At 67.3% G+C, this 19763-nt stretch carries 21 protein-coding genes; 13 read left to right on the top strand and 8 right to left on the bottom strand.

Annotation, left to right across the window (positions count from 1 at the left end):
* Positions 1 to 10: 10 nt before the first annotated feature.
* The 7 genes from AC3WOB_RS05245 (at position 11) to AC3WOB_RS05215 (ending at position 6135) form a co-directional block, all read left to right on the top strand.
* On the top strand, positions 11 to 916 hold the full coding sequence (locus AC3WOB_RS05245; protein ID WP_492274403.1) for an SDR family NAD(P)-dependent oxidoreductase: 906 nt from the start codon (positions 11 to 13) through the stop codon (positions 914 to 916).
* Between the two features lie 7 nt (positions 917 to 923).
* Positions 924 to 1799: a MaoC/PaaZ C-terminal domain-containing protein gene (locus AC3WOB_RS05240; protein ID WP_492274402.1), complete on the top strand. Its 876-nt coding sequence runs from the start codon at positions 924 to 926 to the stop codon at positions 1797 to 1799.
* Positions 1796 to 2464, top strand: coding sequence for a 3-oxoacid CoA-transferase subunit A (locus tag AC3WOB_RS05235; protein WP_492274401.1), 669 nt, complete (start codon positions 1796 to 1798; stop codon positions 2462 to 2464). The genes AC3WOB_RS05240 and AC3WOB_RS05235 overlap by 4 nt, the downstream gene beginning before the upstream one ends.
* On the top strand, positions 2461 to 3129 hold the full coding sequence (locus tag AC3WOB_RS05230; RefSeq protein WP_013396011.1) for a CoA-transferase: 669 nt from the start codon (positions 2461 to 2463) through the stop codon (positions 3127 to 3129). Before AC3WOB_RS05235 ends, AC3WOB_RS05230 begins: the two co-directional genes overlap by 4 nt.
* A gap of 12 nt (positions 3130 to 3141) precedes the next feature.
* On the top strand, positions 3142 to 4317 hold the full coding sequence (locus tag AC3WOB_RS05225) for an acyl-CoA dehydrogenase family protein (RefSeq protein ID WP_492274400.1): 1176 nt from the start codon (positions 3142 to 3144) through the stop codon (positions 4315 to 4317).
* Positions 4310 to 5266 carry an acyl-CoA dehydrogenase family protein gene (locus AC3WOB_RS05220; RefSeq protein WP_013396013.1) on the top strand — a complete coding sequence of 319 codons (957 nt, stop codon included), beginning with the start codon at positions 4310 to 4312 and terminating at the stop codon, positions 5264 to 5266. Before AC3WOB_RS05225 ends, AC3WOB_RS05220 begins: the two co-directional genes overlap by 8 nt.
* Before the next feature lie 128 nt (positions 5267 to 5394).
* The gene (locus AC3WOB_RS05215) at positions 5395 to 6135 is read left to right on the top strand and encodes a hypothetical protein (protein ID WP_492274399.1); all 741 of its coding nucleotides are present in this window, start codon (positions 5395 to 5397) and stop codon (positions 6133 to 6135) included.
* 11 nt (positions 6136 to 6146) lie between these two features.
* On the opposite strand, the gene AC3WOB_RS05210 is transcribed toward AC3WOB_RS05215, so the two are convergent.
* The gene (locus tag AC3WOB_RS05210; RefSeq protein WP_492274398.1) at positions 6147 to 7592 is read right to left on the bottom strand and encodes an NAD-dependent succinate-semialdehyde dehydrogenase; all 1446 of its coding nucleotides are present in this window, start codon (positions 7590 to 7592) and stop codon (positions 6147 to 6149) included.
* Between AC3WOB_RS05210 and AC3WOB_RS05205 the strand changes: the two genes are divergently transcribed.
* Positions 7576 to 7719 (top strand): hypothetical protein, encoded by a 144-nt coding sequence (locus AC3WOB_RS05205; RefSeq protein ID WP_158307670.1) that lies wholly within the window; start codon positions 7576 to 7578, stop codon positions 7717 to 7719. The genes AC3WOB_RS05210 and AC3WOB_RS05205 overlap by 17 nt on opposite strands.
* Positions 7720 to 7756: 37 nt before the next feature.
* On the opposite strand, the gene AC3WOB_RS05200 is transcribed toward AC3WOB_RS05205, so the two are convergent.
* The 5 genes from AC3WOB_RS05200 to AC3WOB_RS05180 form a co-directional block, all read right to left on the bottom strand.
* Positions 7757 to 8644 carry an NAD(P)-dependent oxidoreductase gene (locus AC3WOB_RS05200; protein ID WP_492274397.1) on the bottom strand — a complete coding sequence of 296 codons (888 nt, stop codon included), beginning with the start codon at positions 8642 to 8644 and terminating at the stop codon, positions 7757 to 7759.
* Positions 8645 to 8879: 235 nt separating this feature from the next.
* Complete coding sequence (locus AC3WOB_RS05195) at positions 8880 to 9275, bottom strand: Zn-ribbon domain-containing OB-fold protein (RefSeq protein ID WP_013396017.1); 396 nt, start codon at positions 9273 to 9275, stop codon at positions 8880 to 8882.
* Positions 9276 to 9298: 23 nt separating this feature from the next.
* Positions 9299 to 10471: a thiolase family protein gene (locus AC3WOB_RS05190; RefSeq protein ID WP_013396018.1), complete on the bottom strand. Its 1173-nt coding sequence runs from the start codon at positions 10469 to 10471 to the stop codon at positions 9299 to 9301.
* A gap of 151 nt (positions 10472 to 10622) precedes the next feature.
* Complete coding sequence (locus AC3WOB_RS05185) at positions 10623 to 11231, bottom strand: LysE family translocator (protein ID WP_013396019.1); 609 nt, start codon at positions 11229 to 11231, stop codon at positions 10623 to 10625.
* Positions 11232 to 11365: 134 nt separating this feature from the next.
* Positions 11366 to 13951: a carbohydrate-binding family V/XII gene (locus AC3WOB_RS05180; protein WP_492274396.1), complete on the bottom strand. Its 2586-nt coding sequence runs from the start codon at positions 13949 to 13951 to the stop codon at positions 11366 to 11368.
* Between the two features lie 397 nt (positions 13952 to 14348).
* On the opposite strand from AC3WOB_RS05180, the gene AC3WOB_RS05175 reads away from it, so the two are divergent.
* The 5 genes from AC3WOB_RS05175 (at position 14349) to AC3WOB_RS05155 (ending at position 17517) form a co-directional block, all read left to right on the top strand.
* Complete coding sequence (locus AC3WOB_RS05175) at positions 14349 to 15527, top strand: phage tail sheath family protein (RefSeq protein WP_492274395.1); 1179 nt, start codon at positions 14349 to 14351, stop codon at positions 15525 to 15527.
* Entirely contained in the window at positions 15524 to 16111 is a 588-nt protein-coding gene (locus AC3WOB_RS05170; RefSeq protein WP_013396022.1) for an ATP-binding protein, read from the top strand. Before AC3WOB_RS05175 ends, AC3WOB_RS05170 begins: the two co-directional genes overlap by 4 nt.
* Positions 16108 to 16323 (top strand): hypothetical protein, encoded by a 216-nt coding sequence (locus AC3WOB_RS05165; RefSeq protein WP_492274394.1) that lies wholly within the window; start codon positions 16108 to 16110, stop codon positions 16321 to 16323. Before AC3WOB_RS05170 ends, AC3WOB_RS05165 begins: the two co-directional genes overlap by 4 nt.
* Positions 16324 to 16474: 151 nt before the next feature.
* Positions 16475 to 17014: a hypothetical protein gene (locus AC3WOB_RS05160; RefSeq protein WP_492274393.1), complete on the top strand. Its 540-nt coding sequence runs from the start codon at positions 16475 to 16477 to the stop codon at positions 17012 to 17014.
* Between the two features lie 89 nt (positions 17015 to 17103).
* Positions 17104 to 17517: a DsrE family protein gene (locus AC3WOB_RS05155; protein ID WP_492274392.1), complete on the top strand. Its 414-nt coding sequence runs from the start codon at positions 17104 to 17106 to the stop codon at positions 17515 to 17517.
* Here the strand turns inward: AC3WOB_RS05155 and soxB are convergent.
* Together soxB and AC3WOB_RS05145 are read right to left on the bottom strand one after the other, a co-directional pair.
* Positions 17502 to 19211 (bottom strand): thiosulfohydrolase SoxB, encoded by a 1710-nt coding sequence (gene soxB / locus AC3WOB_RS05150; RefSeq protein ID WP_041656208.1) that lies wholly within the window; start codon positions 19209 to 19211, stop codon positions 17502 to 17504. The two genes, AC3WOB_RS05155 and soxB, sit on opposite strands and share 16 nt — an antisense overlap.
* A 34-nt stretch (positions 19212 to 19245) precedes the next feature.
* Entirely contained in the window at positions 19246 to 19752 is a 507-nt protein-coding gene (locus AC3WOB_RS05145) for a TlpA family protein disulfide reductase (protein WP_492274391.1), read from the bottom strand.
* Positions 19753 to 19763 lie beyond the last annotated feature (11 nt).

Genomic DNA, 19763 nt, shown 5'->3' with positions numbered 1-19763 from the left:
GAGACTCAATATGCTGGAAGGAAAAGTAGTTGTCGTCACCGGCGCTGCCAACGGCATCGGCCGCGCCGCGGCCGTGGCCCTGGCGGCGCAGGGCGCCCGCGTGGTGGTCAACGACCTGAACGTGTCGCTGGACGGCACCAGCGCCTCGCAAAGCACGGCCGCTCAGGTGGTCGAGGAAATCCGCGCAGCGGGCGGCGAAGCCATCACCAATGGCGACTCGGTGGCCGAATACGCCAGCGCCCAGCGCATCATCGAAGCCGCCGCCGACACCTATGGCCGCGTGGACGCCGTGGTGAACAATGCCGGCATCGTGCGCGACAAGATGTTCCACAAGCTCACGCCCGAGGACTTCGATGCCGTGGTCAAGGTGCATCTGTACGGCTGCTTCAATCTCAGCCACGCCGCCGCGCGGCACTTCCGCGAACAGGGCGGCGGCAGCCTGGTCAACATGACCTCCAATTCAGCCGTGATCGGCAACCGCGGCCAGGCCAATTATTGCGCCGCCAAGCTCGGCATCGTCGGCCTGTCCAAGGCCATGGCGCTGGACATGGCCGCCTTCAATGTGCGTTCGAACTGCATTGCCCCGCTGGCCTGGAGCCGCATGACGGAGACCATTCCAGCCAAGACCGAGGAACAGGCGCGCCACGTCGAGAAGATCCGCCGCATGGGTCCGGAAACCATCGCGCCGCTGATCTGCTACCTGGCCTCGGACGCTTCCGCCGAGGTGTCTGGGCAGGTCTTCGCCATCCGCCTGAACGAGATCTTCCTGATGAGCCAGTCGCGCCCGGTGCGCTCGGTGCATCGCTCGGATGGCTGGACCACGGAGAGCATCGCCGAGCACGGCATGGCCGCGTTGCGCGCGTCGTTCATGCCGCTGGACACCTCGGCCCAGGTGTTCGCCTGGGATCCGGTCTGAGGCCGCCATGGCGCTGGATTACCGCAGTCTGAAGTCGCACGTCTTCGCGCCGGAACGCCAGGCCTACGGCGAGGATGACTGCATCCTCTACGCCCTGGGCGTGGGCGCCGGCCTGTCCGACGACGAGACGGTCGGCGACGAAACGCAATTCATCTACGAGCAGGGCCTGCGCGCCCTGCCCGCCATGGCCTGCGTGCTGGCCTACCCCGGCTTCTGGATGCGCGATCCGCGCCACGGCCTGGACTGGAGCCAGGTGGTGCATGGCGAACAGCGCATGCGCTTCGCGCGCCGCCTGCCCGCAGGCGGCGAAGTCATCTGCCAGATGACAGTCGCGCGCATCGCCGACAAGCGCCCTGGCGCCTTCGTCGTAACGCAGCGCACGCTGAGCGACGCGGCGACGGGAAAGGAAATCGCCGTCATCGAACAGCTGAACATCTGCCGTGGCGACGGCGGTTACTCGGGTGGCGACGCCGCGCTCAGCGATGCGCTGGCCGTGCCCATCCCGGCGCCGCCCGCCACGCCGCCGGACAGCATCATCGTCCTGCCCACCAGCCGCAACCAGGGCGCGCTGTACCGCCTGAACGCTGACCGCAATCCGCTGCATGTGGATCCGGCTGCCGCGCGGCGAGCAGGCTATGAACGCCCCATCCTGCACGGCGCGGCGCTGCTGGGCATGGTCAACCGCGCCCTCGAAGCCTGCCTGCGGCAATTGCCGGGCCTGCGCCTGGGCGAACTGGACCTGCGCTTCATGGCGCCGGTCTATCCCGGCCTGGATGTGGCTGTATCGCTATGGCGCCAGCCGCAAGGCCTGGCCCTGGCCTGCCACCAGGCCGGCGCCCTGTGCGCCCAGGGCCGCGCGGCCTGGGCCGAGGAGGAACAATGAAAGACAAGACTTGCGCAAACGTCGAGGAAGCCCTGCGCGGCATCGAATCCGGCGCCGTGATCTTCGTGGGTGGCTTTGGCGGCTCGGGCATACCCGCGCGCCTGCTGGCCGGCCTGCTGGCCAAGCAAGGTGTGGACGACCTGACCCTGATCAACAACAACGCCGGCGCGGGCGAGGCAAGCTTCCTGGCCCTGGTGGCCTCGGGCCGCGTCAGCCGCATCGTCTGCTCCTACCCGCGCATGCCGGGCAACGACGTCATCCGCGAGCGGGTGCAGGCCGGCAAGCTGGCGGTGGAAGTCATGCCCCAAGGCACGCTGGTCGAACGCATCCGCGCCGGCGGCGCGGGCATGGGGCCGTTCTACTCGCCGACAGGCTATGGCACGCCCCTGGCCGAAGGCCGCGAAACGCGCGTGTTCGGCGGCCGCGGCTACGTGCTGGAGGAGCCGCTGCGCGCGGACTACGCCTTCATCCGCGCGCACCGGGCCGACCAGCTGGGCAATCTGGTCTACCGGCGCGCCCAGCGCAACTTCGGTCCAGTCATGTGCATGGCGGCCCGCAGCACCATCGTCGAAGTCGAAGAGATCCTGCCTTGCGGCGCGCTCGATCCCGACGCCATCGTCACGCCCAGCCTGTTCGTGCACCGCCTGTTGGCGAGTCCGCAATGAAAAGACTGTCACGCGAGCAATTGGCCGCCCTGGTGGCCGACGACCTGCCGGCCTATGCCGTGGTCAACCTGGGCATAGGCATGCCCACCATGGTCACCGACCGCCTCGATCCCGCGCGCGGCGTGCAGCTGCATAGCGAGAACGGCATCCTCGGCATGCGCCTGCTGCAAGACCACGAGACCGCCGACGGCGATCTCATCAACGCCAGCAAGCAGTCGATCGCGCTGACCGAGGGCGCCGCCATCTTCGACCACGTCTATTCCTTCTCCATCATGCGCGGCGGCCACATAGACATCACGGTGCTGGGCGCCTTCGAAGTGTCCTGCCACGGCGACCTGGCGAACTGGTCGCTGGGCGCGGACGATCCCATGCCGTCCGTGGGCGGGGCCATGGACCTGGCGGTAGGCGCGCGCAATGTCTGGGTCATGATGGAAGCGCTGACCCGCGAGGGCGCCCCGCGCCTGCGCAGCCGCTGTGGCCTGCCCCTGACCGGCGCGGGCGTGGTCGGGCGCGTCTATGCCGACATCGGCATCTTCGACGTGCGCGATGGGGCCTTCGTGCCCCTGGCCCTGGTGGACGGCCTGCTGCCTTCCGAACTGCACCGCTGGATCGACGCGCCGGTACGCGTCGAGGACGCGCCGCGCGTCCTGCATCCCAACTCCTGATTGCTCTCAACCATGATACGCACCGAACATTTTCTCGAAGACGCCGAGGCCTGGCTGCGCGCCGCGCTGGTCCAGCTGCGCGAGCAGTATCCGGTCACTGCCTCGCATACCCAGGAATGCCGCCAGGCCTGGAACCGCAAGCTGTGCGAGGCCGACCTCATCGCGCTGACCTGGCCGCGCGAATATGGCGGACGCGAGCTCAGCACCGCAACGCTGATCGCCTTCCACGAACTGTGCGCGCGCCTGCATGCGCCGCAACCCATCAACAGCATCGCGCACGCCATCCTGGCGCCCACCCTGCTGCGCTTTGGCACGCCCGCGCAAAAGGCGCAGTTCCTGCCTGGCATCCGCGACGGCAGCGAGATCTGGTGCCAGGGATACTCCGAACCCCAGACCGGCTCCGACCTCTCTTCCGTGCGCACCCGCGCCAAAGCCGAAGCCGCCGGCTGGAACGTCAGCGGCCGCAAGATCTGGACCACCCAGGCGCATCTGGCCAAGTGGTGCTTCGCGCTGGTGCGGACCGATCCCGACAGCCAGGCCCATCGTGGCCTGAGCTTCATGCTCATCGACATGCAGGCCGAAGGCGTGCGAGTCGAGCCGATACGCCAGATGACCGGCGAGGCCGACTACAACGAAGTGCTGTTCGACGCCACGCCGGTGCCTGCAGGCCGCATCCTGGGCGAAGCCGGCGAGGGCTGGCGCATCGCCATGGCCGCCGCCGAGTACGAACGCGGCATCTACTTCATGCCGCGCGTCGTGCTGCTGGAAGACGAGCTTCAAAAACTGACCACGGCACTGGCGCAGGCCCCGCTGTCCCCGGACGAGCGCGCCGTGCAGGCGCGCCGCGTGCGCGAATTGGCGGACCTGTGCCAGGTCATACGCTGGCGCGTGGACCGTGTGCTGCGCGAGGTCGCCGCGGGCAACACGCCCGGCATCGACGGCGCCATGCTCAAGCTGCTGTGGAGCGAAACCCGCCAACGGGTCTGGGAACAACGCGTGGAGCTTCTGGGCGAGGCCGCCATCCTCGGCCCCCAAGCCGGCGCGCCCCATGCCGGGGAGGCCAGCGTGCTGCGCGAATTCCTGTGGTCGCGCGCCGAAACCATCGTAGCCGGCACCTCGGAAATCCAACGCAATATCGTGGGCGAACGCCTGCTCGGCCTGCCCAAGGACAGGGGACAACATGCATAGCGAAATCAGGACATTGCTGTCCTCCACCTTCGGCCGCCTGCTGGAAGAACAGCATCCCGCCGCCTACGCCCGCCGCGCGCTGCCGGCGGACGACGCCGCCCAGCGCGCTCTGTGGAAGGAGCTGGCAGAAGGAGGCTGGCTGGAAGCAGGCTCGGAAGCCTTCCAGGCCGAGTACGGCCCCGGCACCCCGCTCATGGGCGAATGGGCTGGACGCGCCCTGCTCACCCTGCCCTATGGCGCTTCGGCCTTTCTCGCCAGCGTCTTGCTGGCGCAAACGCCCGCCGTGGCGGACGTGCTGCTGGACCTGGCCGCGCATCCGGCCAGCATCCGCTGCGACCGCGCCGGCGACGAGCAGGGCTGGATCGACGCCTACGGCCCCACGGCCCAGTATCTGCGCCTGAGCCGTCAGGACCAGGTCTGGCTGTTGGCGCGGTACGACCCGGCGATGCTCGAATCGGTGCAGGGTCTGGATCCCACCGTGGCCTTGGCCCGCCTGCGCGGCCCTGCCCTGGCGCGGGCCGAATTACCCGCAGCGCGGGTCTTGCCTGCGCTGCAGAACCATCTGGCCTTCCTGCTCGCGCAACTGGTGGGCGCCGCGGCAACCTCGCTCGACCTGGCCATCGCCTACGCCAAGGAGCGCGAACAGTTCGGCCGGCCCATCGGACAGTTCCAGGCCATCAAGCATGCCCTGGTCGACGCCTGGACCGGCCTGGACAACAGCCGCTATGCCGTGGAGGCCTTGCAGGCAGCGCGCGCCACGGCCGATCCCGAGCTTGCGGCGCTGGCCGCGCGCCTGGCCGCCAGCGCGGCGCGGCGCGCTGTAAAGCTCTCCATCCAGGTGCATGGGGGCATAGGCTTCTCCTGGGAGCACGACGCCCAGCTTTACCTGAAACGCGTCTATCGGCTGGCGGTCGAGGTGCAGCGGCTGGCCGCGCTGATGCGGGACTAGCGTCCCGCCATGCGCCCGCCGGACGGGGCGCGGATGGCGGCGCCGTTAAGATAACGGCTTTCCACAGCCGTTATCCAGGCCGGTTCCTGCGCGGCGCAACCCTGCCCGCCCGGATCCTCCCGCATCCGATGCACCACGTCCCGCCACCGCAACGCCCATCCAGCCGCCTGACGTCCTACTACTGGAGCGGCGACGCCATGCGCAGCCGCAGCGTCAGCGATACCGTGCTGAGCGCCACGCTGGACTTGCCCGTGCCGCCCGCCCGCGTGCAGGCGGACTGGGAGCGCGAGATGGCCTCGCGCCTGTTCCTGGAAGCCGGAGACGTGGAGCAGATGCCCCTGGCACGCACGCAGGCGCGCTGGCCCGACTACGGCCTTTGCCTGCAAGCCATGCGCGACTGGACGCAAGCGCTGGGATTGCCCGGCGTGCTGGCATCCGCCGACATCGCCCTCATGGCCTGCCGCGGCGCCCGCTACCACCATGACGGCACGCAATACGGCGGCGCCGCCTTCTGCAATCTGTTCCTGAGCGAAAACCGGGGCCTGGACGTGCATTTCCCGGCCACCGGCCTGCGCATCCCCCTGGTCCGCGGCACCGCCATGATTTTCGACACCGGCCAGCCGCATGGCGTCATCCTGCGGCGCGGCATGGGCTTTCGCGAGGCCGACTTCGCGGAAGGCCTGGATCTGGCGCAGTTGTTCCTGACCTGGGAACTGCCCATCGAAGACGCCCGCGTCGCGGGCGCGCTCGGCATCGAATTCGATGTCGATGCCGTGACGGCGCCGCAGCTGGACGAGGAACAGATCCGGGTGAACGGCGCGCGCGCCGCTATCGACCCGGAGTCCGGCTTGTGGCTGCTTGAGGAATGAAGCGGATCAGTTCAACACTGCGCCACGTATTTGAACTGTGAGAACTCGGACAGCCCTTCCACGCCGCCTTCCTTGCCTAGTCCGCTCTGCTTGACCCCGCCAAACGGCGTTTCAGCCAGCGAGTGTTGGCAGTGGTTGACGCAGATCGTGCCGCTTTCAATGGCGTCCGTCGCATCGGCGATCGTGTCCGCCTGCTTGGTGAACACATAGGCAGCCAGACCGAACGGCAGGCGATTCGCCTCGGCGATGGCCTGGTCGAAAGTCGAGAAGGTGCCGACGATGGCCAACGGGCCGAAGGGCTCCACGTTGGCGGCGCGCCAGGTGTCGTCGTAGCCCTGCATGACGGTGGGCTGGAAGAAGTAGCCCCGGCTGCCGATGCGCTCGCCGCCCGCCAGGACCCGGCCACCCCGCGCACGGCCATCTTCCACCATGGACTGGATGGCTTCGACCCTGCGCGGATTGGCCAGCGGTCCCATCTGCACGCCTTCTTCCGTGCCCGGACCGACGCGCCAGTGGCGCGCAAGCTCGGCCATGCTGCGCGCGAACGGCTCGGCAATGGATTCGTGGACCAGCATGCGCGTGGGCGAGACGCAGATCTGGCCGCCGTTGCGCATCTTGGCCTGGATCAGGGTGCGCGCCGCGGCTTCGGGGTCGACATCCCCGAACACCAGGACCGGCGCATGGCCGCCCAGTTCCAGCACGCTGCGCTTGAGTCCTGCGGCCGCCATCTGGGCCACTTTCGTGCCGATCTCGGTCGAGCCCGTAAAGGTAACGGCGCGGATCAGGGGCGATTGGATCATCCGGTCGGATACCCTGCCCGGATTGCCAAACACCATGTTGAGCACCCCGGCAGGCAAACCGCTGTCGTGCAGCACGCGGGCCAGGAACAGGGCCGTGGCGGGCGTTTCCTCCGCCGGCTTGATCACTACGGTGCAACCGGCCGCGAGCGCGCTGGCGATCTTGCGGCTGGGCGTGATCGCAGGCGCATTCCAGCCTGAGAACGCCGCCACGGGACCAATGGGCTCGGGGACGACCATCTGCCGCATGCGCGGTTCGCGCGCGGGGATGATGCGGCCATAGATGCGGCGGCTCTCTTCGGCCGACCACTCGAACAATTCCGCCGTCTTGTCCACTTCAACCCGGGACTCGGTCAAGGGCTTGCCCTGTTCCCGCGTAATGATCCAGCTAAGCGCCTCCGAACGTTCACGCAGCAGTTGCGCCGCATTGCGCAGAATGGCCGACCGCTGCATCGGCGCGGTACGGCGCCAGGCGGGGAAGGCGGCGTCGGCAGCCTGCAGGGCGGCATCGACGTCCGCATCCGTGGCGTGGGGCAGTGCGCCCAGCGGTTGCTCCGTTGCGGGGTCAAGGACCTCGCTCTGCTCTCGCCCCGCCCCATCCAGCCATTCGCCGTTGATGTATAGCGCCAGCCGCGGATATTCCATGGCGTTCTTCGACATGATTATGGTCTCCTGTGCTTGCGCTCCACGCATCGCGGCGCAGGCGCTTTCGGTGCTGTCGTTGAGTGATGCCGACGCGCGCGATCACGCCGGCCCGGAACTTGTTTTCCGGATGACTTCTTCATGAATGGCCGATCCGCGCGACGCGCTGTCCGGCCGCCATTTCATTTCGTCGCGATCTGGTTGATGAAGATCGGGAAGTAAGCCTGGCCGTCGCCCTGCGCCACCGCGCTCTGCAGCAGTTCCCGCGTGCGCGCAAGAATCGCGGCGTCCACACCGGAAGCTTCCGCCAGGGACGCGGCCAGCGATACGTCCTTGAGCGCATACGCAGTGGAGAAGCGCCCCTGCGAGAATTCGCGCGGCGCCAGGGCGCGGATGCCGACGACGTTCAGCGCCTGGCTGGCGGCGGACCCGGTGGACAGCACGTCCAGCAGCTGCTTGCCGTCTATGCCGGCGCGCTCGCAGATGAGCAGCGTCTCGGCCAGCACGGCCACATTCATCATCAGCACCATGTTGTTGGCGATCTTGACGATCTGCCCGCATCCAGTCCCGCCGCAGAGCACCACGTCGCTACCCATACAATCCAGCAGCGGCCGCACGGCATCGAGGTCTTCCTGCGCACCCCCCACCATGATCAGCAAGGTGCCGTCGCGCGCCGCTTCGGGCATGCGCGCCACGGGCGCGTCCAGGAACCTCACGCCCTGTTCGGCGAGGCGGACCGCCAGGGCCCGCGTGCCCGCCACATCGCTGGTGCCGGTATCCACGATCAGGCGGGGCTTGCGCTCGCCGGACAGCAAGCCGTCGACGCCCAGGCAGACCTGCTCGACATGATCGATGCTGGGCAGGGACAGGAATACCACTTCGGCGTGCCCGGCCAAATCCCGAACGGACTGGTGCGCCACCGCACCGTCATTCAGCACACGCCCCACCGCCTGCTCGTGGATGTCATGCACATGCACGGGCAGCCCGGCCTTGCGACACAAATTGCGGCACATGGGTTCGCCCATGACGCCCAGTCCGATGAACCCGACCCGTTGAAACGCTACGCTCACTTTGCCTCCCGCCCTTGCGAGCGCTCCCTTGAATGGTCCACGTTCTGGACTGTATCGGACACCGATGACATGCCAGAAATGATATCCAACGGCGCCTCCCGCATCCAGGCAAGGCAAGCCGCAAATAGTCCAACATATGAAATAGCTGAACCATGGACATCGCCTGGAATTTTCCGATTCCAGGCGATGTCCATGCCTCGGTTCGAGATGGAATATCCGGCCGCCGCGGGTGGGCTCACTCAGCCAACGTGAACTTGGGCACCCGGTAGCCGTCGGGATGATCGGCATAGACCATGCGTACGGCGGCATCCAGTTCGAGGCGGCCGAGTTCTCGGCGATCCATGTACGAGATCATGATCGGGCCTTCTTCCAATTGCACCGCCACCACCACGTGGGGCGCCGGGTAGGCTGGCAGATACTTGCGATGAAAAACCGTCCAGGACAGGATCTTCGCCCTTCCCGAGACAGGAGCCCATTCGTAGTCCAGACTCAGCGATTCAGGGCAGGCCGGCCCTGGCGGATAGCGGAAGACGCCGTTTTCGGTGCAGCGCTGCAGGCGCATCTGTCCTTGATTGATGCTGTCCCACATTGGCGCATCGTAGGGCGAATACAGGCGGGGGGTTGCGCTCATGGTTTGCTTCCTGGCAGGCGGATTCATCGGCCGTAGATGATGGACATGGCTTTGCCGGCCACGTCGGACACGTACTGGACATGCCGGCAATTCGGCACCTGGCGCGCGCCCAGGCCGCCGCGCACTTGCCGCACCGCCTCCACCTGGTGGTTCCAGCCCTGCATGTACGATTCCGACAGATGCCCGCCGCTGGTATTAACCGGCAACTTGCCGCCGACCCCGATGCCTTGTTCAGCGATGAAACGACCGGCTTCTCCTTGCCCGCAAAAGCCGAATCCCTCCAGCGCGAACAGGATGTGCGGGCTGAAGCTGTCGTACACCAGCAAGGCGTCGATATCCGCCGGTCCCACGCCTGCAGCCGCATACACTTGCTCTGCCGCGCGCTGCTGCGCCGGACGATAGAAATCGATCAACCGCGGCCCGAGGCTGGTTGCGTGATGGTTCAGGTCGGAGCGGCCCATGCCTTCGATGAGTACCGGCCGCGCGGCCGTCTTGCGCGCCCGGCCGGCCTCCATCACGATCAGCGCCACGCCGCCGTCATTGATCAGGCAGTAATCGTTCAAGCGCAGCGGCTGCGCGATGTAGTCGGCGGCCAGGTAGTCATCAAGCGTGATCGGCTTGCGCATGATCGCGTTGGGATTGAGGCTCGCCCACTGGCGCTGGCCTACCGCAACCTGGCCCAGGTCGCGCTCGCTGATCTGCCAAAGCTCCTTGTAGCGCTGGAACATCAACGCGTACAACGCGCCCTGCGAAGTCAGCCCCCAGGGACTGTGATAAACGTATGAAAGGAAGGCGCCGCCACCCATCGCTTCCGGGCCGCCATATTGCACCGCGGCCGAGCGCTGGTCGTTGCCATAGACCAGCGCCACCACTTCCGCCAAGCCTGACCGGATGGCCATCACCGCCTGGAACACCGCCTGCACCGCGTCCGCCTGTCCGCCCCAACGCGGATCGATGTTCAGCACTTCTCCCATGCGCTCATAGGCCGTGGTCGGCCCGACGATCAGGCCGTCGATGTCTTCGCGCCGCAGGCCGGCGTCGTCCAGCGCGCGCTTGAACGCCAGCGTCGCATAGCCGTAGGAATCGAACGGCTTTTCGCCATTGCGGACCCGCCGGTAGTCCTCCACCCAATCCGTATGGCCCGTGCCGGCAATCGCCGCGACCCCGGCCGTGCCCTTTCCACTTAGATCCGCCACCGTCCATGTCTCCCTGTGTGAACCACCCATCGAGAGTCAGGCATGAGCTCTCCCAGACAAATTATCTGGAACGATCTGGAAAGACCATATGAAAGGTCCACATAGCGAAATTGAATCGGCGGCTATGGAAGCCCGGTGGGCAGGCCGGCGATCAGGACCCCGGCAGCGCCGCGCCCATGGCGGCGAACAGGCCGCCGCACACCTTGTTGAAGCGCCGGCCGGAGCGTTCCAGCCAGGGGCGCACGCGATGCGCCAGGCGCGCCAGCACATATTCGACAAGGAACTCGACCACCACGAAAGTCGCGGCCATGACCGCGAACTGCGTGTACAGGCTGCGGGCCGGGTCGATGAACTGCGGCAGGAAGGCGCCGTAGAAAAGCAGCGCCTTGGGATTGGAGATTGCTGACAGGAGGCCCTGGCTGAACATGCGCATGCCGCTTATGCGTGGCATGTCCGGGGCAGGCCGCAATTGCACACCCGGCGCGCGCCAGAGCTGGATGCCCAGCCAGATCAGATAGGCCCCGCCCGCCCACTTCAGCACCGTCAGCGCAGGCCCCCAGGCCTTGAGCAAGGCGCTGATGCCCAGCATCGACAAAGCGATCAGCGCCACGAATCCCACCGCGCCGCCGGCAATGGTGCACAACGCCTTGCGGTGTCCGTGCAGCGCGCCATGCGTCAGCGCAAGCAGGGTATTCGGTCCTGGGGTGACCGACAAACCGATGACCGCGACCAGATAGATGAGCCAGCTATGCAGCGCCATGACGGAATGCGTAAGAGAGGGGAAAGCGGCCAGTCTAGTCCGCGGCAGAGGGGTGCGCAAATGCGCCTGGACGAAAGACGGGGCCCGCAAAAGCCCCGCGAGCCGCCCAGGCGCTTGATCGAACAGCGCCAGACTCAGCGCCGGAATCCTCCCCCATGGAAGCCGCCGAAGCCGCCGCCCCAGCCACCCCGGCCGCGCCCCTGCCAGCCGCCGCCCTCCGCGCCGCCCATGCCGCGGTCGCGCCAACCTCCGCCCTGCCAGCCTCCGCCCTGCATGCCGCGATCCTGCCAGCCGCCGCCGTCCATGCCGCCGGTACGCTCGCTGGAATAATCGCGCGCCTGGCGCTGGCCGTTCAGGTAGTTGCTACCGGATTGCGCGCTGGGCTGCACCGATTGCCAGCCCGAGCTGGTGTGCTGTTGCCAGCCATTGTCGTTGTGCTCGTAGACATTGCCGTTGTGGTCGGCATACACGTTGCCGTTGTTCCACGCCATGCCGCTGCCCGTGTTGCGGTCGTAGGTGGCGCCGCGCCGGTCCATGCTGCTGACGCCGTCGCCGGCCGTGCCGGTCGCCGTGGCGGACGATATGGTGCTGCGGCCGGTGTTCGTGTTGGTGCGCACATCCTGGCGGCCGGCAGCCCATTGGCCGTCATCGTTGGCGACCACGCCCGCGCGCCCCGCGCCCGATGCGCCCGTCGCGGGGTTGTTGTAGGCGTCGCGCCGCCCGGCCGCCGCATTGCCGGTGTACTCGTTGTAGGCGGCGCCGCGCGAGCCTTCGAAGGCCGCGCCGGTCTGCGGGTTGTAGCCTTCGGCGTGCGTGCCTTGCCATTCGGTGCCGGTCCAGCCGTTCCATCCGGCTGCATGCGTGACCACGCCGGAACCGCCCCAGGCGCCGTAGACGTCCACCTTGTTGACGTTAACGCCGCCCCAATAGGGCGCACCCCAATAAGGTCCCCAATAGGGCGCGGCGCCGCCCCAGGTCTCGCCCGCGACAAAGCCGAAAGCGAAGCCCGTCGCCGTGGCGAAGGCCGCGTCGTAGCCATAGCTGGGCGGATAGCCGACCCAAGTGTCCTGCACGATGACCGGCGGGTAGGCGTAGCCCGTGCCGTACACCACGGTGCCGTCCGGACTGGCCACCACGCCCATGTAACCCGGCGTGTAGCCGAACACCACAGTCTGCGCGGTGGAGCCGTACACCTGCACGTAGGTGACGTAGTGCAGCGGCGAGCTGACGGGTATGGCGTAGATGGCGGCCGGTACATGGTCGGCCACGCGCCACGGTCCCCGGGCCGAGTCCGAAACGAACCACACGGCGCGCGACAAGGCGTAGTAACGCCCCTCGGCCTGGATCACCGGCACCTGCGAGTTGGCGGCGTAATACAGCGCCGTACCCTCGATGGGCCGCAGCGTAGGCTCGCCGCCGGCATATTCGACCTGCAGTTTCGCCGCGCTGCGCGACACCGTGGCGGTCTGCGGAATGGTCGAGGCGATCAGCGCCTCCTTGGCCTGCGGCGTGCCAGGCACCGAAGCCAGCACGCCCGATTGCGGATCGTGGGCCGGAATCCGCGCGAAATCGCGCGGCAATTGCTTGCCCGGCACGAAGGACCAGGGCCCGTCCAGGCTGGCGCCGCGGAACCAGCGGCCGGACACCAGCAGGTAGTAGCGGTTGTCGCCGGGATTCATGAACAGGGCATGATCGGCGTTGGCCACCGACAGCAACGAGGTTCCCGGCACGGGTCGCATTTCCGGCTGGCCGACAGTCACCAACAACTCGGCCGGCGTGGTGGACGCCGCGATGGCAGGGGCCCGGTGCGGCGGCTTGCCGCCATGTGGCATCAAGGGGTCGGGCTCGGACTTGCGCCGCGCCGCGTCGGCGGCGGCCAGCAATGCGGAGGACGGCTGCGGGTGGTCCGTCCACGGCCCGGCGGCGCCGCGCGCTTCGTACCAATGGCCGGCCGCCTGCAGAAAGTAACGGTCCGCGCCATCGGCCAGTATTAGCGCACGCGTATTGACCACCCGGCGCCAGCCCGCCGCGTCGGGCACCTCGGCCAGGACGGGCTCACCGTCTATCAGCACCAGCACAGTAGGCACCGTGCGGTAGATGATGCGCGGCGGCGCATTGTCCACCGGGACGGTCTTGGTGGCCGGATTGTTCTGGGACAGCGTATAGCTGAGTTGCAGCGCATCAAGCTGCGTAACCACGCCCTTGGCGGGCAGGCGCGCTTCGAGCTGCTTGCGCAGCCTGTCGGCCTCCTGGGGCGCGGTGGGCACCTGCACGCGCTCGATCCGGAAGTCCGACAGATGCACCAGGCCAGCCGGTTTGTTGACCTCGGCCCGGGCGGAAAAGTCGGCCACGCCGTAGGTCGGATTGCCCTTGGCGGCGCCGACCGCCACCGCCATGCGGCCCGAAATGCGATCGGCCTTCCAGCTGTCGATCTGCGGTTGATAGAGTTCCACCCGCGTGCCGTCGGCAGCCTCGAAACTGCGCGGCCACTGCAGCGACCGCGCGGCCTCAGCCTGGGCATCGGATGGTGACGGCGACGTCTGGGTCGGGGTCTGTCCCTGCGCCTGCGCCGCGGTGGTCGGCGCCAGGCTGACGCCACAGGCCATGCCTGCCATGGCTACAGCAAGGGCAAGACGTGAAAGGCGTCCAGGCGGGCCTGCCGCCGCTGACGAGGTTGCCGGGAAATCACGCACGCGCCACAGTCGGGTCAGGCTATGCATCTTGCGCTCCTCGTTGAGGGCCGCAGCCGCCAGTCGGGCCCCCGGCCACTCGGATTTCCCGCAGCGCCGTCGCCACGGGCCATGCGTCTGCCGGCCCCCCAATCATGCGTCCTGGCTGGGCTGGCTTTTGAATAAGCAACAGAACGTTAACACCGCTGAAAAGCTATTGCCCGCTTTTCTCAGACCTTCTATAAAACATCTCATCAGGGCTGCTGCTTTTGCCCGATTGCCTTTCCGCTGCAATCCAACTAGAAGCGCGGCGCAACGCCCGCCACACGCCGGCACTCCCGCGCGTCGCGCCCAGGCCCGGACCTCTGTCCGCGGCATCCCGGCCGTCCCTCGAAGACTTTCCTGCTGCAAGCACACGCCGTCAAGTAGCCGTGGAAAGGAGCAGTTCATGGCCCCAGCCCTGAATCATCCCGGGGTGTATATCCAGGAAATGCCCGCGAGCGTACCCAGCATTGCTGGCGCGCCGACCTCGGTTGCCGCATTCCTGGGCACGGCCGTGCGCGGACCGCTCAACCAGCCGGTCCGGATCCTGGGCTTTGCCGACTACGAACGCGAGTTCGGCGGCCTGGTCGAGGACTGCGAACTCGGCTATGCGGTGCTTCAATTCTTCCTTAACGGCGGCGCCGAAGCCTGGGTCGTGCGCGTGGAACTGCCCACGCACAACGGACCGCAGGATGTGCACGCCGCCTTCATCGGCCAGCCCGCGCAACGCCTGGGGCTCCATGCGCTGGACCAGGCCCATCCGTTCAATCTGCTATGCCTCCCCGGGGTCACGGACGGCGGCGTGCTTGCCGCTGCCGCGACCTACTGCAAGGAGCGGCGCGCCTTCATGATCGTCGATGCTCCGCCGGAGGCAACCGATGCAGCCTTCATGGCGGCGGCGGTCATGGGTACGGCGTTGCCCAAGTCCGACCATGCTGCGGTGTACTTCCCTTGGACCCGGACGGCCGATCCGCTGAAAATCGGCCAGCCCCGCCTGACTCCGCCCTGCGGCACCATCGCCGGTCTGTATGCGCGTACCGACAGCAATCGCGGCGTCTGGAAAGCGCCGGCCGGCACCGATGCCAGCCTCACCGGCGTCCTGTCGCTGGCCGCCACGGTCAGCGATGACGAAAGCCGGAACCTGAATGCGCTGGGCGTCAATTGCCTGCGCACTTTCCCCGGGCACGGCGCGGTCTGCTGGGGCGCGCGAACCTTGCAGGGCACCGACCACTTCGCCTCGGAATACAAGTACGTGCCGGTGCGGCGGCTGGCGCTGCATCTGGAGCGATCGCTCGGCCGAGGCACGCAGTGGGCCACGTTCGAACCCAACGACGAAGCGCTCTGGGCGCAGATCAGGCTGAACGTCGGCGCCTACATGAACGGGCTGTTCCGCCAGGGCGCCTTCCAGGGCGGCACGCCGCGCGACGCCTATCTGGTCAAGTGCGATGGCGAAACCACCACGCAGCAAGACATCGATCGTGGCGTGGTCAACATCCTGGTGGGATTCGCGCCGCTCAGGCCGGCCGAGTTCGTGGTCATCCGCGTCCGGCAACGCGCGGGCCGGACAGAAGGACAGCAGCCATGAACGTGCCTGCCGAATCGCGCATCCTCGCGCTGTGGGACACGGGCAGCCAGAGCCGCCCGCGCGCGCTGGCGCAGGCCGCCGAAGCGGCCGAGGCCCTGGCGCGGGAAACGGGACTGGAGCTGCGTCGCATCGACTTGTCGAAGATCGTCAGCAAGTACATCGCCGAGACCGAAAAGAATCTGAACCGCCTGTTCGAATCGGTGGAGCAACGCGGCGCCGTTCTGTTCTTTGACGAAGCCGACGCGCTTTTCGGCAAGCGCGCCGACATCAAGAATAGCCATGACCGCTACGCCAATATCGAGGTCAACTATCTGCTGCAACCCATGGAGTCATACCGCGGCCTGACGCTACGGGCCGCGGGTTTGAAGTCCAACCTGGACAGCGCGTTCCTGAGGCGGTTGCGCCTCGTGGTCCAGTTTCCGGCCGCTGCGGCGGATCAGCGCGCGCGCCTTTGGAGCCGCGCTTTTCCGATTGCGGACACCAGTACCGAAATCACCATGGCGCGCCTGCTGCAAGCCGTCCGCGCCGAACCAAGCCAACATGCCCGGCCCTTGCCTGGCGCCAAGACGAGAGGATATCCATGAAACCCGTCATCAACGATTACGTCCGCGAACTCAGCCACCCCGGCTACGACGCGGCCCGGCGCAATGCCTTCGTCGCCGCCATGGTGAGCAAGCGGCTGATGCGACGCACGACGGACCTGCGCGAGGCGGGCGAGGCCGACGCCGCGCGGGCGAGCGCCCTCGCCGACAATGCCGCCAGCGCTGACGCGCGCACCGGCAACGCCGAGACCTGAGCTTCGCGCGGCAGCAGGATGGCGCTGCGTCCGCCACGGACGCAGCGCGCGCAGGCTTGGCACGCCGGCGGGCACGGTATCATCAGGCCTGTTGCGCGGCTTGCTCCCGCAAGCATGCCACGCGTATCCCGCCCACATCCTGCATGACGCGATGAATCCCTTTATTTCGATCGGCATTCTGCTTCTAGGCGTTTTCGCCGCCATCGCTTACCGCAGGAAGCGGCAGCGCACGGCGGACGCTACAGGCCGGCGCCTCGGCAGCGATCTGCTCGCTGGCGGCGCGCTCTATGGCGTGGCGGCTCCCGCCATCGGCGGCGCTGGCGTCATACTGGGCTTGACGGCAGCCACCCGGGATCCGGAGACCTTGCTCATGCTGCTCTACGGATTGCCTTGGTTCTACCTCTTCGGCTTCGTGCCCGCCATGCTGTGCGGCGTGGTGGCTGGGGCGCTGCGGCCAGCGCGTTCGTCGTGGCTCGCCTGCGCGGGAATGGCAGCGGTGGGCGCGCTCTTTGGATTTGTCTTCCTGCTGGGCTTTGGCACCCACGAAAGGCCGTGGCAGGAACTCCTCGGCTTTCCCTTGACCGTGGGCGCCCTGCCCGGCGCCGTGAGCGCCTTCGTGTGCGCGCGCATCTTCTATGGCAAATCGCGCAGCAACAGCGCACCGGGCGGCGATGCGCCGCAAACGGCCTGAAGCCACGCAAGCACTTGCCCCATGGCGCGCATGCGCTGATATCATGGCCAGGCGCCGCGGCAGTGCTGCCGCACCCACGGGAGGCAAGTATGTTCAAAAAGCTGCTGGCATTGGTGTTGGGCATGGCATTGATGGGCGCGGCAAGCGCCGCCCTGGCCGCGGACAAGGTCGTCTATCACGTCAACGACTCCGCCTCGCAGGCGCTTTCCGCGCTGCGCAACATGCGCAATCAGCTGGACACCGCGCCTGACACCTCCATCAAGCTGGTGGCCCATGCCGACGGCGTCGACTTCCTGATGACGGATTACAAGGACGCGGCCCAGGTCGGTCCGCTGATCTCTGCCCTGGCCGCGCGCGGCGTGGCCTTCGAGGTGTGCGAGATCACCCTCAAGAACCGCAAGCTGGCCAAGGACGCATTCGTGATGGAAGCGGACTTCACGCCCTCCGGCGTGGTCCGCATCACCCGGCTGCAGCAGGAAGGCTATTCCTACATCAAACCCTGATTGCCGGCGGCGCCCTTGACCTGCGGCTGGTTGGGACTTACCTGCGATATCGTCTTGCGGTCGCGCAGGTAGGCCGCCACCACATCCCATACGGGTTCGCCGGCAGCCCCTTCCGCCACGGGCGCCCACCCCGCCACCTTGTACTGCTTGTCGGCCTGCACGGGCGAGCCACCCAGGCGCATGTCGCTGATCCGCGCCCCCGCCGCGCCCGCCGGGTCGATCGCATACTGCAGCCCTCCCACGCGCACCATGTCGCCGCCCTGCTGGTAGTAGGGGTCCGGGTTGAACAGATTGTCGGCCACATCTTCCAGAATGGTCTTCAGGGTGGCGCCGCTCATCTGCGTCACGGTGGTATGGGGATAGGTGATGGCGGTCTGGTCCAGGACGTTTTCCATGGTGATGGGCTGGCCCGGCAGCAGGCTGGTGCCCCAGCGGAATCCAGGCGAAAAGGCAATCTCCGCGTCCTTGACCTGCATCAGCGCATCCAGGATCACCTGATCGAAGGTGCCGTTGAAATTGCCGCGCCGGTACAGGGTTTCCTCGGTGGTGGCCAAGGGCTGCGACAGCTTCTGCGCATAGGGCGCGCGGATGCGCTCGACCAGCTGCGCCATGGCGGGGTCCGCCGGCAGGTACTGGGCGAACACCGGCATCAGCGTGTAGCGGAAGTCGGCCACCTTGCCGTCCTTTACGTCGAAATCCAGCACGCCGAGGAATTTGCCGTTGCTGCCGGCGTTGGTGACCAACGTCTTGCCGCCGGCGTTCTGCACCGCTACCGGGGCGGGTACGCCGTCATGCGTGTGGCCGCCCAGGATCGCGTCCAGGCCGCGCACGCGGGATGCCAGTTTCAGGTCCACGTCCATGCCGTTGTGCGACAGCAGCACCACGGCCTGCGCGCCCTTGCCGCGCACCTCGTCTATGGTTTCCTGCAACCGCTGTTCCTGGATGCCGAAGGTCCAGTCCGGCACCATGTAGCGCGGGTTGGCGATGGGTGTGTAGGGAAACGCCTGGCCGATCACGGCCAGCGGCACGCCGTTCATTTCTCGCATGGAATAAGGCGCGAACACCGCGTCGCCGAAGTCGCTGGTCTCGACGTTCTGCGCCAGGAACTCGACCTTGCCCTTCAGGTCTTTCTCCAGCACTTCCTGCACGCGGTCGGCGCCCAGCGTGAACTCCCAATGCGCCGTCATCATGTCCACGCCCAGCAGCAGGCAGGCATCCACCATGTCCTGTCCGCGGGTCCAGAGCGCGGTGCCCGAGCCCTGCCAGGTGTCGCCGCCATCTAGCAGCAACGCGCCCGGCCGCGTGGCCTTCAGGCGCTTGATCAAGGTGGCCAGGTGGGCAAAGCCGCCGACCTTCCCGTACTGTCCCGCAGCCTGGGCGAAGTCCAGGCAGGTGAAAGCGTAGGCCTGCGCCGAACCCGGCGCGATGCCATAGGCCTTAAGCAAATGCTCGCCCACCAGATGCGGCGCGCGGCCCGCGGCCTGCCCGAAGCCCAAGTTGACGCTGGGCTCGCGGAAATAGATCGGCAAGAGCTGCGCATGGCAATCGGTGAAATGCAGGAAATGCACGTTGCCGAAGGCGGGTGTGTCATAGAACGCCTGCGCGGCCTGCGCCGCCGCGCGCGGATGGTGCGACAGGCCCATGCCGCCCGCGGAGGCGACCGCCAGCATCTGAAGAAACTCGCGTCGATTGATCATCGGTCCAACCGTGTAAGAGGAAGGGATGCGCTCAGGAGCGCGGCGTAGCGTGGCGCAGCAGTTCGAGCACATCCTCCTCGAACATTTCGCCGGGGATGGCCTCAAGCAGCTTGCCGTTCGCGTCCAGCACGAAGATCTCGGGGATGACGCGGCGCTTGCCGAACACCGCGCGCAGCGCCTCGTTGTCCATGGCTACGCCGAAGGTGTAGCCATGTTTGGCGATGTAGTCGCGCGCGGCCTGCTCATCCTTGTCAATGCTGACCGTCAGGACGCGCAGGCCCTTGCCGCTGGCCGCCTCGGTGAGCTTCTGCAGATGCGGATTCTGCCGCGCGCAGTAGGGGCACCAGGAAGCCCAGTACTCCACCACCAGCGGCTTTCCCGCAAGATCGGCGGCGGACAGCCGGGTGCCGTCCAGCAACTGCACATCCGGCATCACGAGCTTGTCCCCCACCTTGGGCGGCGCCTGGGCATGGGCCGCCGCGGCGGCCAGCATGCCCACGGCCAGCAGCAAGCGGCCGTATCTGGAAACAGCGTTCATGCGTCCTCCGC

This window comes from Achromobacter sp. FW305-C-30-7, assembly GCF_058783105.1.
The sequence above is the reverse complement of the archived record's forward strand: the minus strand, read 5'-3'. Positions and strand labels throughout refer to the sequence as shown.

Excerpts from the sequence above, each read along its gene's own strand:
- AC3WOB_RS05245 (WP_492274403.1), top strand. The coding sequence starts at position 11 with ATGCTGGAAGGAAAAGTAGTTGTCGTCACCGGCGCTGCCAACGGCATC.
- AC3WOB_RS05240 (WP_492274402.1), top strand. The coding sequence starts at position 924 with ATGGCGCTGGATTACCGCAGTCTGAAGTCGCACGTCTTCGCGCCGGAA.
- AC3WOB_RS05235 (WP_492274401.1), top strand. The coding sequence starts at position 1,796 with ATGAAAGACAAGACTTGCGCAAACGTCGAGGAAGCCCTGCGCGGCATC.
- AC3WOB_RS05230 (WP_013396011.1), top strand. The coding sequence starts at position 2,461 with ATGAAAAGACTGTCACGCGAGCAATTGGCCGCCCTGGTGGCCGACGAC.
- AC3WOB_RS05225 (WP_492274400.1), top strand. The coding sequence starts at position 3,142 with ATGATACGCACCGAACATTTTCTCGAAGACGCCGAGGCCTGGCTGCGC.
- AC3WOB_RS05220 (WP_013396013.1), top strand. The coding sequence starts at position 4,310 with ATGCATAGCGAAATCAGGACATTGCTGTCCTCCACCTTCGGCCGCCTG.
- AC3WOB_RS05215 (WP_492274399.1), top strand. The coding sequence starts at position 5,395 with ATGCACCACGTCCCGCCACCGCAACGCCCATCCAGCCGCCTGACGTCC.
- AC3WOB_RS05205 (WP_158307670.1), top strand. The coding sequence starts at position 7,576 with ATGGCGTTCTTCGACATGATTATGGTCTCCTGTGCTTGCGCTCCACGC.
- AC3WOB_RS05210 (WP_492274398.1), bottom strand. The coding sequence starts at position 7,592 with ATGTCGAAGAACGCCATGGAATATCCGCGGCTGGCGCTATACATCAAC.
- AC3WOB_RS05195 (WP_013396017.1), bottom strand. The coding sequence starts at position 9,275 with ATGAGCGCAACCCCCCGCCTGTATTCGCCCTACGATGCGCCAATGTGG.
- AC3WOB_RS05185 (WP_013396019.1), bottom strand. The coding sequence starts at position 11,231 with ATGGCGCTGCATAGCTGGCTCATCTATCTGGTCGCGGTCATCGGTTTG.
- AC3WOB_RS05180 (WP_492274396.1), bottom strand. The coding sequence starts at position 13,951 with ATGCATAGCCTGACCCGACTGTGGCGCGTGCGTGATTTCCCGGCAACC.
- AC3WOB_RS05175 (WP_492274395.1), top strand. The coding sequence starts at position 14,349 with ATGGCCCCAGCCCTGAATCATCCCGGGGTGTATATCCAGGAAATGCCC.
- AC3WOB_RS05170 (WP_013396022.1), top strand. The coding sequence starts at position 15,524 with ATGAACGTGCCTGCCGAATCGCGCATCCTCGCGCTGTGGGACACGGGC.
- AC3WOB_RS05165 (WP_492274394.1), top strand. The coding sequence starts at position 16,108 with ATGAAACCCGTCATCAACGATTACGTCCGCGAACTCAGCCACCCCGGC.
- AC3WOB_RS05160 (WP_492274393.1), top strand. The coding sequence starts at position 16,475 with ATGAATCCCTTTATTTCGATCGGCATTCTGCTTCTAGGCGTTTTCGCC.
- AC3WOB_RS05155 (WP_492274392.1), top strand. The coding sequence starts at position 17,104 with ATGTTCAAAAAGCTGCTGGCATTGGTGTTGGGCATGGCATTGATGGGC.
- AC3WOB_RS05145 (WP_492274391.1), bottom strand. The coding sequence starts at position 19,752 with ATGAACGCTGTTTCCAGATACGGCCGCTTGCTGCTGGCCGTGGGCATG.